Annotated in this window: 19 protein-coding genes; 5 read left to right on the top strand and 14 right to left on the bottom strand. The window is 36.9% G+C overall.

All coding sequences use genetic code 11. From position 1 onward, the window contains the following. Positions 1-12: 12 nt before the first annotated feature. Complete coding sequence (locus tag CAO17_RS14500; protein WP_085993388.1) at positions 13-1,410, top strand: purine-cytosine permease family protein; 1,398 nt, start codon at positions 13-15, stop codon at positions 1,408-1,410. 256 nt (positions 1,411-1,666) lie between these two features. On the opposite strand, the gene CAO17_RS14505 is transcribed toward CAO17_RS14500, so the two are convergent. The 12 genes from CAO17_RS14505 to CAO17_RS14560 form a co-directional block, all read right to left on the bottom strand. Further along, the gene (locus CAO17_RS14505) at positions 1,667-2,236 is read right to left on the bottom strand and encodes a DUF4256 domain-containing protein (protein ID WP_085993389.1); all 570 of its coding nucleotides are present in this window, start codon (positions 2,234-2,236) and stop codon (positions 1,667-1,669) included. A 98-nt stretch (positions 2,237-2,334) separates the two neighbouring features. Further along, the gene (locus CAO17_RS14510) at positions 2,335-3,042 is read right to left on the bottom strand and encodes an FAD-dependent oxidoreductase (RefSeq protein WP_085993390.1); all 708 of its coding nucleotides are present in this window, start codon (positions 3,040-3,042) and stop codon (positions 2,335-2,337) included. A 114-nt stretch (positions 3,043-3,156) separates the two neighbouring features. Continuing rightward, positions 3,157-3,537: an SRPBCC family protein gene (locus CAO17_RS14515; RefSeq protein ID WP_085993391.1), complete on the bottom strand. Its 381-nt coding sequence runs from the start codon at positions 3,535-3,537 to the stop codon at positions 3,157-3,159. A 3-nt stretch (positions 3,538-3,540) separates the two neighbouring features. Beyond that, positions 3,541-3,861, bottom strand: coding sequence for an ArsR/SmtB family transcription factor (locus CAO17_RS14520; protein WP_085993392.1), 321 nt, complete (start codon positions 3,859-3,861; stop codon positions 3,541-3,543). Positions 3,862-4,055: 194 nt separating this feature from the next. Beyond that, positions 4,056-4,673: a 3-hexulose-6-phosphate synthase gene (gene hxlA / locus CAO17_RS14525; RefSeq protein ID WP_085993393.1), complete on the bottom strand. Its 618-nt coding sequence runs from the start codon at positions 4,671-4,673 to the stop codon at positions 4,056-4,058. Positions 4,674-4,688: 15 nt separating this feature from the next. Next, positions 4,689-5,639, bottom strand: coding sequence for a sugar kinase (locus CAO17_RS14530; RefSeq protein ID WP_085993394.1), 951 nt, complete (start codon positions 5,637-5,639; stop codon positions 4,689-4,691). Positions 5,640-5,743: 104 nt separating this feature from the next. Next, a complete protein-coding gene (locus tag CAO17_RS14535) occupies positions 5,744-7,033 on the bottom strand; it encodes a TRAP transporter large permease (protein ID WP_085993395.1) in 1,290 nt (429 codons plus the stop codon). After that, positions 7,033-7,518, bottom strand: a complete 486-nt coding sequence (locus CAO17_RS14540) for a TRAP transporter small permease (protein ID WP_085993396.1) — start codon at positions 7,516-7,518, stop codon at positions 7,033-7,035. Before CAO17_RS14540 ends, CAO17_RS14535 begins: the two co-directional genes overlap by 1 nt. Before the next feature lie 25 nt (positions 7,519-7,543). Continuing rightward, complete coding sequence (locus CAO17_RS14545; RefSeq protein WP_085994510.1) at positions 7,544-8,569, bottom strand: TRAP transporter substrate-binding protein; 1,026 nt, start codon at positions 8,567-8,569, stop codon at positions 7,544-7,546. A gap of 61 nt (positions 8,570-8,630) precedes the next feature. Beyond that, positions 8,631-9,269 carry a bifunctional 4-hydroxy-2-oxoglutarate aldolase/2-dehydro-3-deoxy-phosphogluconate aldolase gene (locus tag CAO17_RS14550; protein ID WP_085993397.1) on the bottom strand — a complete coding sequence of 213 codons (639 nt, stop codon included), beginning with the start codon at positions 9,267-9,269 and terminating at the stop codon, positions 8,631-8,633. Between the two features lie 17 nt (positions 9,270-9,286). Continuing rightward, on the bottom strand, positions 9,287-9,838 hold the full coding sequence (gene hxlB, locus CAO17_RS14555) for a 6-phospho-3-hexuloisomerase (RefSeq protein WP_085993398.1): 552 nt from the start codon (positions 9,836-9,838) through the stop codon (positions 9,287-9,289). 16 nt (positions 9,839-9,854) lie between these two features. Then, positions 9,855-10,859 (bottom strand): LacI family DNA-binding transcriptional regulator, encoded by a 1,005-nt coding sequence (locus CAO17_RS14560; RefSeq protein WP_085993399.1) that lies wholly within the window; start codon positions 10,857-10,859, stop codon positions 9,855-9,857. 555 nt (positions 10,860-11,414) lie between these two features. Between CAO17_RS14560 and CAO17_RS21430 the strand changes: the two genes are divergently transcribed. The 3 genes from CAO17_RS21430 to CAO17_RS22030 all read left to right on the top strand — a co-directional run bounded on the left by CAO17_RS21430 (position 11,415) and on the right by CAO17_RS22030 (position 12,400). Then, positions 11,415-11,570, top strand: a complete 156-nt coding sequence (locus CAO17_RS21430; RefSeq protein WP_218775571.1) for a hypothetical protein — start codon at positions 11,415-11,417, stop codon at positions 11,568-11,570. A 410-nt stretch (positions 11,571-11,980) separates the two neighbouring features. Then, on the top strand, positions 11,981-12,160 hold the full coding sequence (locus CAO17_RS14565) for a hypothetical protein (protein WP_085993400.1): 180 nt from the start codon (positions 11,981-11,983) through the stop codon (positions 12,158-12,160). Beyond that, the gene (locus tag CAO17_RS22030; protein WP_085993401.1) at positions 12,161-12,400 is read left to right on the top strand and encodes a hypothetical protein; all 240 of its coding nucleotides are present in this window, start codon (positions 12,161-12,163) and stop codon (positions 12,398-12,400) included. Between the two features lie 137 nt (positions 12,401-12,537). On the opposite strand, the gene groL is transcribed toward CAO17_RS22030, so the two are convergent. Further along, positions 12,538-14,172 (bottom strand): chaperonin GroEL, encoded by a 1,635-nt coding sequence (gene groL, locus CAO17_RS14575; protein ID WP_085993402.1) that lies wholly within the window; start codon positions 14,170-14,172, stop codon positions 12,538-12,540. Between the two features lie 60 nt (positions 14,173-14,232). Further along, the gene (gene groES / locus CAO17_RS14580; protein ID WP_085993403.1) at positions 14,233-14,517 is read right to left on the bottom strand and encodes a co-chaperone GroES; all 285 of its coding nucleotides are present in this window, start codon (positions 14,515-14,517) and stop codon (positions 14,233-14,235) included. A 362-nt stretch (positions 14,518-14,879) separates the two neighbouring features. Between groES and CAO17_RS14585 the strand changes: the two genes are divergently transcribed. Further along, a complete protein-coding gene (locus CAO17_RS14585; RefSeq protein WP_085993404.1) occupies positions 14,880-15,581 on the top strand; it encodes a CPBP family intramembrane glutamic endopeptidase in 702 nt (233 codons plus the stop codon). Positions 15,582-15,584 lie beyond the last annotated feature (3 nt).

The following is a 15,584-nucleotide window of genomic DNA, read 5'->3' on the forward strand; positions in this document are numbered from 1 at the left end:
AGATGAAATTTAGTGACTACCCATTCAACTGAAGACAATACAGCAACTAACAGCGCTGAAGATTATTCTTTAGATAGAGTTCCTCGCAACAAAAGGACTATGGGTTGGCTTAGTATAACAAATATCACCTTTGGTATCGCTACGGCTATCTTTTACTTTCAAATGGGTAGTGTTATGGCACTAAATTATGGTGCAATAAATGCCATTATCTCTGCTATTTACGCTATTGTTGTTGCCGGTATTCTAGGTACTTTCATTGCTTATTTATCAGCTAAATCCGGGATGAACGTTAATCTACTTTCAAGAGGTGGTGGCTTTGGTTATATTGGAGCATCTTTAACCTCATTTATTTATGCCACTAATTTTATTATGTATTGTGCATTAGAGGGAATGATTCTCGTATCAGCTGTCCATCATTTCTTACCTATTATTCCAGAATGGATACTAATCGTCTTTTTTGGGTCCCTCGTCATTCCACTCAATTGGTTCGGAATTAAGCAATTAGATAAACTGCAGAAATGGTCACTACCTATATTTTTCTTATTTTTAATTGCCGCCATTATTATGAACTTTATAACCCCCTCTGTATACGAGGGTGACTTTTGGACTTATATGCCGGAGGGAGTTCAGGTAGGTGGAACAGCATTACTATTTTGTATTGGAATGCAGCATGGTATTATGGGACTAACTCCACTTCTTGCCACTGATTATGCCCGTTTTTTGAAACCAAAGGATACAAAAATCGGCATCTTAGCTATTGGGTTTATTCCTCAAATATTTTGCTTTGGTGTTATGGGAGGATTGGGGATTTGGTTTGGTGTTCGTCTAGGAGAGCCAAACCCAGGTGTCTACATCGTACTACTACTCGGTGCGTGGGGGGCATTATTTACCATGCTAACCCAAATTAGAATTAATGTTACAAATATTTATAGTGGATCTTTATCACTAGCATCGTTTTTTGAAAACATTTTTAAATTCACACCAGGACGTCGATTTTGGGTCGTTGTAACAGGTGTTTCAGCAATTTTCTTAATGCTTGGTGGTATTGTCAATCACTTGGAATTAGCGATGACCTTCCAAGGTGTTTTCCTATTGACCTGGGCTACTATTCTTGTAACAGATGCCATTCTTATTAAAAGGATCCTGAAAATTGGCCCAGCGTATTACGAAGCGAGACAATCATACTTGCATAAGTGGAATCCTGTGGGTGTCGGATCCTTAGTGATTGCCAGTGGTCTAGGAACCATTGCAGCATTAGGGTTTATGGGAGAATTTTTGCGAAGCACTGCCGCTTTCTTTGCTTCGTTATTGGCTGCAATTATCACACTCCTTATAGCTGTCTATACGAAAGGGAAATATTACGTTAAAGAAGAAGCGAATGATATTCCGAAAGAGGATTATATAAGATAAGAGAAACACGCTTATTGCTATGCAGGTATTCTCTCCAGTTGACGTTTGATTTTAAAAAGACCATCCATTTTTCTCAGGATGGTCTTTTTACTTCAGATAAAAAAGAAACTTCCCAAAAGCTTGCTCAACTAGCCTAAACGCAACCAATGATGGTCCCTACTTTAATGCTTTTTACATAATCGTTTTGTTCCACCCATATTATAGGATGGGATATCAAATAGTGGGATTATTACCGTCCCTTAACCTGTGAGAAATCTTAGACCTTAAGCGAGCCACGGAACCCTCTGGCACTGTAGTAAGAGTCTGCTCCATTATGATAAACGAAAACATGTCCATATCGGTAGTCACAAAAAATAGCACCACCTCGTTCCCGAATATCAGAAGGTGTTTGTATCCAACTGGAAGTTTTCATATCCAAGTTTTCGAGTTCCTGCAATTCTCGATATTGTTCCTCTGTTAAGATTTCAATACCCATGGCAGTTGCCATATCGATAGCGTTATTTTCTGGTTTATTTTTTTTCCTGGACTCTAATGCTTCACGATCATAGCACACCTTTCTACGGCCTTTAGGACTTTCCTTTGAACAATCATAAAAAATGAATTCGTCTGTCTCCTCATCATAAGCAACAACATCCGGTTCACCTTCCGTCTTTTCCATCTCATTGAGTGACCATAGCTTTTCAGGTTTAGCCTCTAGTTTTGCTTGGACTTTAGCCCATTCAAGATTTTCATGGCGGTGCATGTTTTTCTCAAAACGCTCTTTCAATACTTGGAATAATTTTTCACGTTCCTCTAATGATAACTCTTTTTTAATGCTCGCTGTCATGTTCATGTCCTCCTTATTATTAAAAATAGCTTTATATATAGTAGGATAGCTGTGTAAGAGAACATCCTATCCTCATTCTTTGGTATTAATTGCCCTAGTTAATAACCAGCTAAAACGTCTTTTTTAATATTCTTTTTTGGAATGCTATTATTTTTTAAATAACCCAAAACAGATTCTACCATTGATTTCGGCCCTGCAATATAGTATTTACCGTTGCTTTTATATTGATCAATAAACATATCGATTTCTGGAAGTAAATGTTCCCTTGAATCAAGATAAGTTATACATATGGTAGCGTTATTAGCCAATTCATCCAGTTCTTCTTTATAAATATACGACTTTTGGCTATCCAAATAGAGTAGTTTTATTTGTTTATCGTCTCTATTCCCTTCTACTTCTAACTGTTTTATGATGGATCGAAATGGTGTAATTCCTATCCCACCCGCAATCAAGAGTGAAGGACTATCATCATTTAGATGAAAAGACCCAAGAGGCCCACTCATCGTTATCTTCATTCCTGGTTTGAGTTCTAACAACGCTTGTTTAAAATCACTCGGTTGATCACTAATACGCGTTGTAATTTTAATCACATTCTCTGCGGGAGCAGATGCCACACTAAATGGTTTGGTAGCATTTTTTATTTTCTTATGGGTTATCGTAAATAAACCATGTTGTCCTGCTTCCCATGTTAAGTCGTTCTCCTTTTCAAATAGAAAGCTAAATGCACCATCTGACTCTTTATAGCTTTCTAGGAATACTAATTCTCTCTTTGTAAATACAGATTTCATATCTTGAAAAAAGCCCATTTCACTAACTCCTTTAAGGATTTCATTTAATACGTGCTATTTTCACAGAAGTAGTACCGAAGCCTTCCAAAGAACACGTACGAATGCCTTGATTTATCCATGGCCTTGCTTTTGTTATAACCATTTTTTAAGTACTTCAATCTTGTCCGCCCAACCATATTTCGCACCTTTGAACGCATAATCTTCTTTCTCAAATCCAGTATGGTCCAGATGTAAGTATGTTATATCTCCCTCTTGTCTTAGCGTCCATGTAATGATGGTGTTGAGCGGTCCACTAACCCATGTATAAGATAACTTATAAGGCTCATCCACCACCAATACTTCACTGTCTACGATTAAATCTATTTCGTCATTTCTAAACTGACATTTGTATCCAACAATTGGTTTAAAGTTATTTTCCATGACCCATTGCGCCAGTGTCTCTGAATTTGTTAATGCGTCCCATACCTTATGGATAGGACTCTTAAATTCAAAATCTAGAGATATATCTGCCATGATTTATTCCTCCAATAAATTCTTTAGTAATACCGCTCTTTCATTCCAAAACTTCTCATAAAAGGATAACCAATCTTTTACTTCCTTTAAAGGAGCTGGATTTAGCCGATACCTGGTTTCTCTACCTAATCTACGGTTCGTTACTAAATCAGCTTCTTTAAGAATAGTTAAATGTTTAGAAACTGCTGTACGACCCATTTGAAATTGAGCCGTTAATTCATGAAGGGGTAACTCTTCTGAATCTGCCAACAAGCGTATTAATTTACGTCTTGTCGGATCTGCGATTGCTACAAAAACATCTCGCTTTTGGTGAGTATTGTTCAAATTACTATCCCCCCTAAATAGGACACTAATCAGTGGCCTTTATTATATGACACCAAATAGTAACATGTCAATTTTATTTTCCACCTAGAAAGAAAAAATGGAAGAGTACCACAGCACTCTTCCATTTTTAACTCTAATTCAATTGATGAACATCGCGTAGAATAAGCAATAAAAATAAATGAAAAACGTATCCATTAAACCAACATGTCTTGCATTTCCCTAGCTACTTTTGCCGGATTTCCGGCTTTTGTTATAGCACTTCCTACAATAATAATGTCTGGCTTTTCTTTTACGATCTCTGGAAGGGTTTCTAAGGTAATTCCCCCAGCAACTGCAACTTCTAGGTTATATCCTTCTACTAAGGAAAATAACTCTGTGTTAAAAGTTCCTTCTGATTGCTTGTCTTTTCCAACGTGTAAGCTTACAAGATTCACTCCAATATCCACTAGTTCCTTTATTCTATCATTGGAATGGCACTCTAATAAGTCTATCATGATTCGTTTGTTCTTATCCCTAGCAATATTTAAGGTATCTTTAATCGTAGAAATGGCGGAAAATGCCATAACTGTTGTGATATCTACTCCTGCATTAAATGCCTGAAGGGTTTCATGTTTTCCAGCATCACAGGTTTTCATATCTGCCAAAATTTCCTTATTCGGAAATTGTGCTCTCAACTCTCGAACAATCGCCATCCCATATTCCTTAATAACTCCTGTACCTACTTCAATTATGTCTATGCTTTCCTCTGTTTCTTTAACAAGCTGAAAACACCGTTCTTTCGATAAGCGATCTAAAGCCAACTGTAATTTCATAATGACACCTCTAATTTACCTTTCAATTGATTCCATTTCACCTAAAAACTCTAAAACTTCTTCATAGTATGGTAATCCTTCATTATCACCCAACACGCTAACAACCATTGATCCAATCGTATTAGCAAAATAAAGCGTTCTCTCTAGAGACCATCCGTTTAAAATGCCGTATAAGAAACCTGCATTAAAACCATCGCCGGCCCCCACTGTGTCAGCAACCTTACTTGCTTTTACAGCAGGAGTCGTAATCGTTTCACCATCATAGTAGCCGACCGAGCCTTTATCTCCTAGTTTAATAGCAACATGAGAGATACCTAACGCTTTCGCCTTTTCAATAATACGATCCGGTTCCTTTTCACCGATAATAATATCCATTTCATTGGCGCCTGCTAGTAAAATATCCACATGTGGTAGAATTTCAGACAAGACCTCGCTCGCTTCCTCTTTACTCCACATACGAAGGCGAATATTCGGATCAAAGGAAATTTTTAATCCATGTTTTTTCGCTAACTTTATTGATTTAAACATAACCCGTTTATTGATGTCACCGATTGCTGGATAGATTCCTGTTAGATGTAAGATCTTTGCCTTTTTAAAATAACCTTCATCCAAATCATCTGGTCCCAATGTTAAGGTAGGAGATTGGTCACGATAATAGAATGTTTTACCACTTCCATCCTCTCTGATCTCTTTAAAATTTAAAGAAGTTGGATACCCATCTACATGATCTACTTGCGATACATCAATTCCTTCTCCACGAGCAAATGTTTTAATATATTTCCCAAATTCGTCATTTCCTAAGCGACTAATCCACCCAGCCTTCAACCCTAGTCGGGAAACTCCAATTGCTAAATTCAACTCAGCTCCGCCAACCTTTTTCTCAAATCGATTCATAAATTTAAGTGGACCTGTCGAATCGGGATTAAATGTAATCATTGCTTCTCCAATTGTAATGACGTCATTCATTCTATATACCTCCATGCCTATCTATTGTAACAACTTTTTATTACCCATTACCTGTAATTTACGGTAAAACCTGAACTTAATCTATTTATCTTTCCGTCTTCCCCTTAGCCAAATATGCTAGGATTAATCATTTTCGGAATCGCAAACGCCAAATCAGGTAGAAATGCGATAAGAAGCAAGACAACTAAAATAATAGCTAAGTAAGGAAGAACCGCAACAAATGATCTTTCTATCGATAAGTTTCCAATTTTTGCTGCTAGTAATAGCACCAGTCCATATGGCGGTGTAGCAAGTCCGATGGCTAGTGTGATAACAATGATTAGACCTAATTGAACCGGTTCAATACCAAATTCAATTGCAGCTGGTAAGACCATAGGGACAAATAAAATCATTGCAGGAATCGCATCCATAAATGTTCCAATAAATAGGAAGAAAAGAATAAGGATGAGAACAAAGACCCAGGGTGATCCTATATTATTTGTAAAGAAATCCTGTGCAATAGCACCTAATTGGTAATAACTCATCAATTCACCAAGCGCGCTTGCTGTTGCTAGTGCAAATAAAGAAAGAGAGCTTAGTGCAAGCGTATCCATTAAAATCTTAGGAAGATCATTAAGTTTCAGTGTTTTATAGTAAAACATACTAATTAATAGTGTATAAACTGATGCAACGGCTGCCGATTCGGTTGCTGTGAAAAATCCGCTAATAATTCCACCAATAATAATAATCGGAGTAAATAAAGCTGGAAGAGATTCTAGAAATAACTTCATAATCTTTCCAAATGGAACCCGTTCTTCTTTCGGGTAATTTCTTTTAACAGCAACAATATAAACGAATAACATCATACCAAGACCAATTAGAATTCCTGGAACAATACCACCCATGAATAACGCACCAATAGAGGCATTTGTTAGCCCTGCGAAAATAATCATTGGAATACTTGGTGGAATAATAACCCCAATTGTGGAAGATGCAGCTGTTACCCCTACTGCAGTTTCTTTGTCATAACCTTTCTTGGTCATACTAGGTATAAGCACTTTTCCCATACCCGCAGCATCTGCTTGTGCTGCACCTGAAACACCAGCAAACATCATTGATACTAAAATATTCGCATGTGCTAAGGCTCCTCGAATTGGTCCAACAATAGCCATAGCAAAATCAATTAATTTCTCGGAGATTTTCCCTGAATTCATTAAGTTCGCAGCTAAAATAAATAATGGAACAGCCAATAGAACAAAAGAATCTAAACCATTTACCATTTTCATTGGTACGGTAGCTTCCGGTGTATACGGCATTCCAAAAATACCTAGTAAAGCTATGATTCCAATTACAAAAGCGATTGGAACACCGATAATCATGAGAACAAGAAATAACCCTACTAATAAGATAGCCATCAGTCAGTAACCTCCCTTGTTTTTAGCGCTTTCATATGATCCAATAAATGAGAGAGGGAATAGATAATCATCGTTCCCGCCATAATTGGAATAGCAATCCATACATACCCCATTTTCATCTCTGGGAGACTTGCCCATGTATAGTTCCAGAACTCGTTTACGACTTGAATTCCTAATAAGAAAATAGCAATATTAAATACTATGAGAATTAAATCAATTACAATTTGTAAGACTGCTCCTTTTCCTCCCTTTAGTTTCTTTTGAAGTAGGTCAAAATTGAAATGTTCCCTACGATTTACCATCACTGAGGCTCCCATTAAAATCGCCCATATAAATGAATAGTTAGCTACTTCTTCTGTCCAAATAACAGGAATTCCTAGATGCCTTGTAGCAATTTGGAAAATAACAACTAGAAAGAAAATACATAGAAATATAGCACCGAAAATCATCTGTACCTTATCAAGCATTTGCACAAAACGTTTCACGATATTACCTCCTTAAGTCCATACTCTATTGATCCAGTTCATAAATATCGTTTAGTAAATCTTCTACACTAATTTCCTCTGCAAAATCATTCAATATTGGTCTAGCAACCTCAATAAACGGCTCTCTATCAATCTCATTAACAATTGCACCCTCGGCAATCGCTTTTTCCTTATATTCTTCTTCTTGAGCAAGTGTTGCTTCACGCTCTGCTGCAACTGATTCCTCTGCAGCTTTTAGAATGATTTCTTGATGCTCTTCGGTATACTGGTCAAATTTCTCTCCATTAATGAGCATAAATCTAGTTGTAAAATCGTGTGCTGTCTCCGTAATATACTTTCCATTTGGTGTCGTATGATGTGCTTGTTGCACAAAGAATGGATAAGCATTTTCCGATGCATCAACAACATCCTGTTGCAGTCCTTGGTAGAGTTCACCCCAAGAAATGGATGAAGGGATTGCACCAGCTGTAACCCAGAAATCTGAAACAACCCCAGATGTTTGTGTACGAAGAGAAACACCTTGTAGGTCTTCAACGGAATGGATAGGTTTCTTTCCATAATAATGTCTAACCCCCGCCGTCCAATAACCTAATACTTTAAAGGAATTATCCGACTTTTCATTAACCATTTGTGCTACCTTATCTCCTACTTTTCCATCCACTGCTTTTAACCAATGTTCATAACTATTAAATAGATAAGGGGCGGAAAATAAATCAATCTCCTTAATTCCTGTTTGTGTCATAAATCCTGGAGAAACAATGACAACATCAGCAGCACCCAATTGAAGTTTTTCTACTAACTGTGATTCTTCCGTCCCAATTGTTCCAGCATGCACTTCAACTTCAATCGTTCCATTGGATTGTTTCTCCGCTACCTCCTTGAATTTCAATAAACCAGCCTGATACGGGCTGTCTGGTGAAGTCTGGTTGTGTGCTGCGATAATCTTGATTTTACCGTCTCCATCAGAATCAACTTCTTTTGAATTACACCCAGCCAAAATCATTATTCCTAATAATACAGCTACAATGAACATTCCTTTAAACGCTTTCATCATTCTGCTCCCTTCTTTAGTCCGATTTTGTGTATCTAGATGGACAGCTTTTAGAAAAAAGCTATCCGTTTAGTTCTTTTAATTTACTAGTGTATTGTTTAGCTCTATCCGCTAATCTCGTATAATCCTCTTCGGTTTTTAATTGATTTGCATTCACTAAATTACTGCCAATTCCAACAGCGAAACAGCCGTTTGCAAGATATTCGTTCATGTTATCTATCGTAATTCCACCAGTTACCATTGCTTGAACATGAGGAAGTGGTCCCAGAATATTTTTAATATAGTTTGGTCCTACAACATCTGCTGGGAAAACTTTTACCATTTGAGCCCCGTGTTCGTAAGCAGATAAAATTTCCGTTGGTGTCATTACACCTGGAATATTTAATATACCGTAACGATTAGTTAGTTTTAACGCTTCGACATTCAATGTAGGAGAAACGATAAACTTGGCTCCCGCCATGATGACTGTCCTTGCAGTTTCAGGATCTAATACCGTTCCTGCACCGATATTTACTTCGTCTCCCATTTGGCTAACAGCAGTTTCAATAACACGCTCAACATTTGGTGTTTCTGCTGTGATTTCTACGTTCGTTACCCCACCATCGGCTAGCGCTTTCAAAATTGGAACGATATTTTCTTCATTGGACTTACGGATTACTGCAACAATTTTATTCTTTTTTATTTCATTTATAATTGACATACATTTGTATCTCCTTTTTACTCCAAATTGGCATGTTTTTGGTTTAAATTTTGGCTTTCCTTTGGATAATGTTCTAGTAAATAAACGACAATTGCATCCAATAGTAAGTGTGCTGATTGATCAAATTGACTTCCTAATGGTTGTATCGTTTCTGGTTCTTTTTCCAATCGTTTTTTCGTTGCAGCAGGAATAGCTACCGACTGATCCGCAATATTGCCTATAACGGAATTCTTATTCGTCGTTACGAGAGCTATTTTGGCATCCGCTTCCTTTGCTTTTTTTGCGTATTGAACGAGTGACCCCGTACTTCCAGAACCGGAAATAATGAGCAATAAGTCATTTGGTTCAATGCTAGGGGTAATGGTTTCACCTACGACATAGACAGGATAATCACTGTGCATTAAGCGCATTGCAAATATTTTTCCAACTAGTCCTGAACGCCCTGTACCTGAGATGAAGATTCTCTTAGCCTTCTGAACTTCCTCTGCTAATTCCTTTGTTTCATCTGCATTTATTTGCTTAACAACCTCATATACTTCGGTTACAACTGTATTTATCATTTGTTCCATATTAAATCTCCTTTATTTAGCATGATTCCCTTGAGTTTAGTTTCGGTTCAAACCGATATATGTCCGGACTTATACGATAACTTTTATCAGTAATCCGATTAAGCAATAACTCCGCTGCTTTTTTCCCCATTTCAAATGCAGGCTGCTGAATCGTAGTTAAAGCCGGGCTATAGATACTTGCATAGGATACCTCATCAATTCCGATTAGCGCTAAATCGTCCGGTATACGCACCGTATATTTTTTCGTAAAGGCCAAAATTTCATGTAGTACCCTATCATTTAAGGCTAAAATCGCCTCTGGAGGGTTATCTTGTTCTAACATGTCCTTAACTACTGTCTGAATGCGACGAATCTCTCCCGTCATCAAATAGTCAGCGTTAAACGTCAATTGGTTATGTTCTAATGCTTTTTTAAAACCATTTATCCGCTCCAATCTAGGTGTAACCTTTCCTCTTATTGGGGGAGATAAGAGCCCTATATTCTTGTAACCCTTCCTCACAAACTCTTCCACAGCAAAAAAGGAAGCCATCTCATTATCCAATAAAACCGTATCAACTTCTAATCCAGGAATAATTCTATCTAAAAAAACCAACGGAAATTTCGCATCGATTAATGATTGATAAAGCTCTATATTATCTCCCGTCGGAAATGCAATGATTCCATCTACTTGCTTGGATTGAAGCATTTCAATATAGCGCTTCTCCTTTTTCAAATCATCATCCGCATTACAGATAATCACATGAAAGTCTTTCTCATTACAAAAATCTTCAATAGCTCGTATTACCTGAGTCGAAAAAACGTGTAAGATGTTTGCTACTATAACTCCGATTGTCATCGTTGATTTCTGCTTTAAACTTCTAGCAATGATATTGGGGCTATATCCCAACTCCTTAATAGCTAGCTCGATACGCTCCTTCGTTTTTTCTCCCATATAATCGTAGCGCTTATTTAGATATTGAGAAACCGTGCTTTTAGATACACCAGCATGTTTCGCAACATCGGAAATAGTAATCCTTTTCATACAAATTATCTCCTTAACTAATTAATACCCTAAACAACTAAATCGGTTTAGTAAAACGGTTTAGTTGAATTATAATATAGATGTAACCGTTTTACAATGAAATTTGGAGATTTTTTTCGTAGCATGTAGTATAGGTCCCAGTGCCAAGGTTTTATAGCCAGTTATGTAGCAAAAGAATAAAAAAGAAGCCGCTGTTAAAAAACGCGGGTGTTAGCATTTCACTATCATCTTATTTTTTGGTGTCAGTCCCAGAAGAATCGATACATTCGTTGTCTAGCTACTCATTCCATTCTTAAACAAACATTTGATTTAAATTAAATCTACACACTTTATCAACTAATCAAATGTTTGTTTAAAATTGATATTTTGAGTGTTTCTCCTATTGTGGGACAATCTTTTTCAAGCTTCGACCTTCTTCTTGAAAGAAATGGCAAATAATTTGGTGATTTACCGCATACAGAATTGCAAACCTATTTTCAAACAAATGTTTGATTGAACTTGGCCGTGCTTTCTAGGAACATGGGGACAAATAGAGACCACCGATTTCCGTGTTCATTGATTAACGTTGAATATCCATTACTTCCGCTTAAGACAAGTAAATCTAGACGTAAAGCCATAGGTGAAGTAGTTATTGAAGCTCTTAAAAAGCATAAAGGGGAACGGGAATTAGAACCGGAAATATTAATGATATCGCGAAAGCTCTCGGCGTAACTACCGACTATTTAATAATTGGGGAAAACAAAGATTCGGAAATAGAAAAAATCCTCAACGAACCAAAAACAAACATCATGTTTAAAGACTGGGAAAAGAATGACGAACAACGTGAGGAAGCTTTGAACTTTATTAAATTTCTTATTTCTAAGGATGAATAAAAGTGAAAATAATAAATTTTGCGTCGCCTTTACATAACTATATGCGATCTTGTATAGGTCGCTTTATTTATAGATTTATTATAGATATATTTTTCTAGGTAAAAGGGGTAGGGGGTTTGGATAATTTATCGACTATAATCTTTTTAGTTGGAGTTATTAGTTTTTTAATCAGTATTATCATGGTTGTTGTTAATGTAATCAGAAAAAAAATCACCAAAAGTACCCGCTAGGTGGGTTGCTGGGTTTGTTTTGTTAGCTATTGGTGGGATTATGATTATGCCAACTTCTGAAACAGAAACAACTTCTTCAAATGTAGAAGTTGAAAAGGTGTCCAATAAAAAGAAAGAAGAAAAAGAGAATAAACTCCCCATCAATGTAATAATTAATCGATTTAATGTGGAACAGCGATTTGCTGAAAAGAGGTTATAAATGTATCGCAATAAACTGTTATTATTCAAATGTTTTGGAGATGGCCCTCCAGATCCATCTACGGGAAAAATAAAATTAATAAAGCTTAGAGGAAAAACGCACATGGAAAAGGTTGGTCATGAGGATATGAAAACAACCATGAAGATTTATACGCATGTTACAAAGAAAATGAAAGAAGATGCATCAGCTAAAGTCAAATATTTATACGGGGATGCATTGTCTCAGATAAACATAAAATAAAGCACCCCGATTTGGAGTGCTTTATTTATTTTCAAATACGTTTTGTATAAAATGTTACCTTTTTGTTACCTTTTGGATAAATAAGGCGTTGAAAATCCCCCTAAACCCTTGTCATGACAGGGTTTAATTGGTTAGATTTACATCATGCCGCCCATTCCACCCATTCCGCCCATGTCAGGCATTCCGCCACCAGCGCCGCCTTCTTCTGGGATATCTGCTACAACAGCTTCAGTTGTTAGGAACATAGCCGCTACAGATGCTGCGTTTTGCAATGCAGAACGAGTAACTTTGGCAGGGTCAACGATACCGGCATCTACCATGTTTACCCATTCATTTGTTGCTGCATTGTATCCAATGCCAACTTGTTCGCCTTTTAGACGTTCTACAATGATAGAACCTTCTAGCCCAGCATTAATAGCAATTTGGCGAACTGGCTCTTCAATTGCACGTAGAACAATATTCACACCAGTTGCTTCATCACCATCAACTTTTAACTCAGCAACTTTATTATAAACGTTCATGTATGCTGTACCACCACCAGCAACAATACCTTCTTCAACAGCTGCACGAGTGGAGTTCAAGGCATCTTCAATGCGAAGTTTACGTTCTTTCAATTCTGTTTCGGTTGCAGCACCAACTTTAACTACTGCTACACCACCAGCTAATTTAGCAAGACGCTCTTGTAGTTTTTCTTTATCAAATTCAGAAGTCGTTTCTTCTGCTTGTGCACGGATTTGTGCAACACGACCAGAAATAGCTTCTGGGTTTCCAGCACCCTCAACAATAGTTGTATTTTCTTTTGTAACAACTACTTTATTTGCACGACCTAACTGCTCGATGCCAGCACTCTTAAGATCTAAACCAAGGTCTTCTGTGATTACTTCACCACCAGTTAAGATAGCAATATCTTCTAGCATTGCTTTACGACGGTCACCAAATCCAGGAGCTTTAACCGCTACTGCATTAAATGTACCACGTAGTTTGTTTACTACTAATGTAGCAAGAGCTTCCCCTTCTACATCTTCAGCAATAATTAAGATTGGTTTACCTTGTTGTACTACTTGTTCTAAGACAGGAAGTACTTCTTGGATATTAGCAATCTTCTTATCTGTAATTAGGATGTATGGATCCTCTAAAACTGCCTCCATTTTATCTTGGTCAGTTACCATGTATGGAGAAGCATATCCACGGTCAAATTGCATACCTTCCACTACATCTAACTCTGTAGCGAATCCTTTAGATTCCTCTATTGTGATAACACCATCGTTACCAACACGTTCCATTGCTTCTGCAATTAATTGACCTACTTCTTCATCAGCTGAAGAAATAGAAGCAACTTGAGCAATTTCTTCTTTACTATTAACGGAAGAAGAAATAGTTTGTAATTCTTCTACTGCTGTCGCAACTGCTTTTTCGATTCCACGACGAATTCCAACTGGGTTTGCACCAGATGTAACGTTTTTAAGTCCTTCACGAATCATCGCTTGAGCTAGAACGGTAGCTGTAGTTGTACCGTCCCCAGCCACATCATTTGTCTTAGATGCAACCTCTGATACAAGTTGAGCACCCATGTTTTCAAATTGATCTTCTAACTCAATTTCTTTTGCAATAGTTACCCCATCATTCGTAATCAATGGTGAACCAAATTTTTTATCTAATACAACATTACGACCTTTTGGACCTAGAGTTACCTTTACAGCATTCGCTAACGCATCCACACCACGAAGCATTGCACTGCGGCCATCTTCACTAAACTTAATTTCTTTTGCCATGGAAACATCCTCCTTAAAATTTAAAATGATAATTTCTATTAAGTATAATTAAATCGCTTTTTACTCAACGATTGCTAAGATGTCATTTTCACGTAAAATTAAGTATTCTGTACCTTCATATTTCACTTCAGTACCAGCAAATTTTGAGAAGATAATACGGTTACCTTCTGCAACTTCAAGTGGTAATTTCTCACCGTTGTCCAATACGCGACCAGTACCAACAGCAACGACTTTACCTTCTTGTGGTTTTTCCTTTGCAGAGTCTGGAAGTACAATTCCGCTTGCGGTTTTTTCTTCTTGTTCAACAAGCTCGATAATAACACGATCTCCTAGTGGTTTAATCATGTACATTAGCCTCCTTGACTATCTATCATCATTTATTTTTATGTTGTTAGCACTCTTACCACTTGAGTGCTAATCACAATTCTTATAATAATTAATTCCTAAAAAAAATGCAAGCATTCTATCACTAAATTTAATAATTTTTTTCTAAAACTGTATCCCCTTTCAAAGGAACTTTCCATTCAGTTTATTCACAGACTTCATAGTACATATAAATTCTTTCGATATGATAAAATAGTATGGATGCACGGAAAAATAAGTAAATATAATCTTAGAAAATGAATTTTTTCATTATACCTATCAAAAATGATTAATATACTTATTAATGGTCAAACCTTATTTTAAATCAAAGGAGTCGTTTTCTATTGCCTAAACGATATTGGTATGTCATTTTAACGTACATCCTAACACAGTTATCAAGTTTTCCGGCAGCCATTATTGCTCTAAAGTATTTCTCGGAGAGTTATACGGAAGTTGTAATCTATTGGAGTATTATAAGCTTTCTCGGTGCATTGTTTATCATACTTTGGTTATTAAAACCTGATATGCAAATGCAACAGCATCGTGACAATTCCGGTGGCCAAGTGATTCTATGGTCCATCATCGGTTTCTTTATGGCCTATGTGGTACAAGTTGGCGCTGCCATGATAGAAGTGAAGATATTTGGTATCGAAGCTGGTTCAGAAAACACACAAAACATTATCGGAATTTCTCGTGCCATTCCATTATTTATGATTGTCCCTGCCATTGTTGCACCGATCTTAGAAGAAGTTATTTTTCGGAAAATTATATTTGGTAGGCTGTATAAGCGGATGAACTTCTTTTTCGCTGCATTACTTTCTGCGTTAATATTCGGTGCCATTCACGGCGAGCTACAGCATCTATTAGTGTATTCATCAATGGGATTTGTTTTTGCTTTTCTTTATGTAAAAACAAAACGAATTTTAACTCCCATTATCGTTCATGCTGCACTAAATTCCATGACTGTTATTGCTCAGTACTCCTTGTCACCAGAAGAAATACAAAAACAACTAGATCAATTGCAGATGATCGTTTTTGGAGGTTAATTC

Source organism: Oceanobacillus senegalensis (assembly GCF_900176885.1).
GTDB classification, from domain to species: Bacteria; Bacillota; Bacilli; order Bacillales; family Amphibacillaceae; genus Oceanobacillus; species Oceanobacillus senegalensis.

Bases quoted from the DNA above. Each gene is read 5' to 3' on its own strand.
- CAO17_RS14560 (WP_085993399.1), bottom strand. From the start codon at position 10,859: ATGAAAAGGATTACTATTTCCGATGTTGCGAAACATGCTGGTGTATCT.
- CAO17_RS14530 (WP_085993394.1), bottom strand. From the start codon at position 5,639: ATGAATGACGTCATTACAATTGGAGAAGCAATGATTACATTTAATCCC.
- CAO17_RS22030 (WP_085993401.1), top strand. From the start codon at position 12,161: ATGTATCGCAATAAACTGTTATTATTCAAATGTTTTGGAGATGGCCCT.
- hxlB (WP_085993398.1), bottom strand. From the start codon at position 9,838: ATGGAACAAATGATAAATACAGTTGTAACCGAAGTATATGAGGTTGTT.
- CAO17_RS14505 (WP_085993389.1), bottom strand. From the start codon at position 2,236: ATGACAGCGAGCATTAAAAAAGAGTTATCATTAGAGGAACGTGAAAAA.
- CAO17_RS14535 (WP_085993395.1), bottom strand. From the start codon at position 7,033: ATGGCTATCTTATTAGTAGGGTTATTTCTTGTTCTCATGATTATCGGT.
- CAO17_RS14515 (WP_085993391.1), bottom strand. From the start codon at position 3,537: ATGGCAGATATATCTCTAGATTTTGAATTTAAGAGTCCTATCCATAAG.
- hxlA (WP_085993393.1), bottom strand. From the start codon at position 4,673: ATGAAATTACAGTTGGCTTTAGATCGCTTATCGAAAGAACGGTGTTTT.
- CAO17_RS14510 (WP_085993390.1), bottom strand. From the start codon at position 3,042: ATGGGCTTTTTTCAAGATATGAAATCTGTATTTACAAAGAGAGAATTA.
- CAO17_RS14545 (WP_085994510.1), bottom strand. From the start codon at position 8,569: ATGAAAGCGTTTAAAGGAATGTTCATTGTAGCTGTATTATTAGGAATA.
- groES (WP_085993403.1), bottom strand. From the start codon at position 14,517: ATGATTAAACCACTAGGAGATCGTGTTATTATCGAGCTTGTTGAACAA.
- groL (WP_085993402.1), bottom strand. From the start codon at position 14,172: ATGGCAAAAGAAATTAAGTTTAGTGAAGATGGCCGCAGTGCAATGCTT.
- CAO17_RS14550 (WP_085993397.1), bottom strand. From the start codon at position 9,269: ATGTCAATTATAAATGAAATAAAAAAGAATAAAATTGTTGCAGTAATC.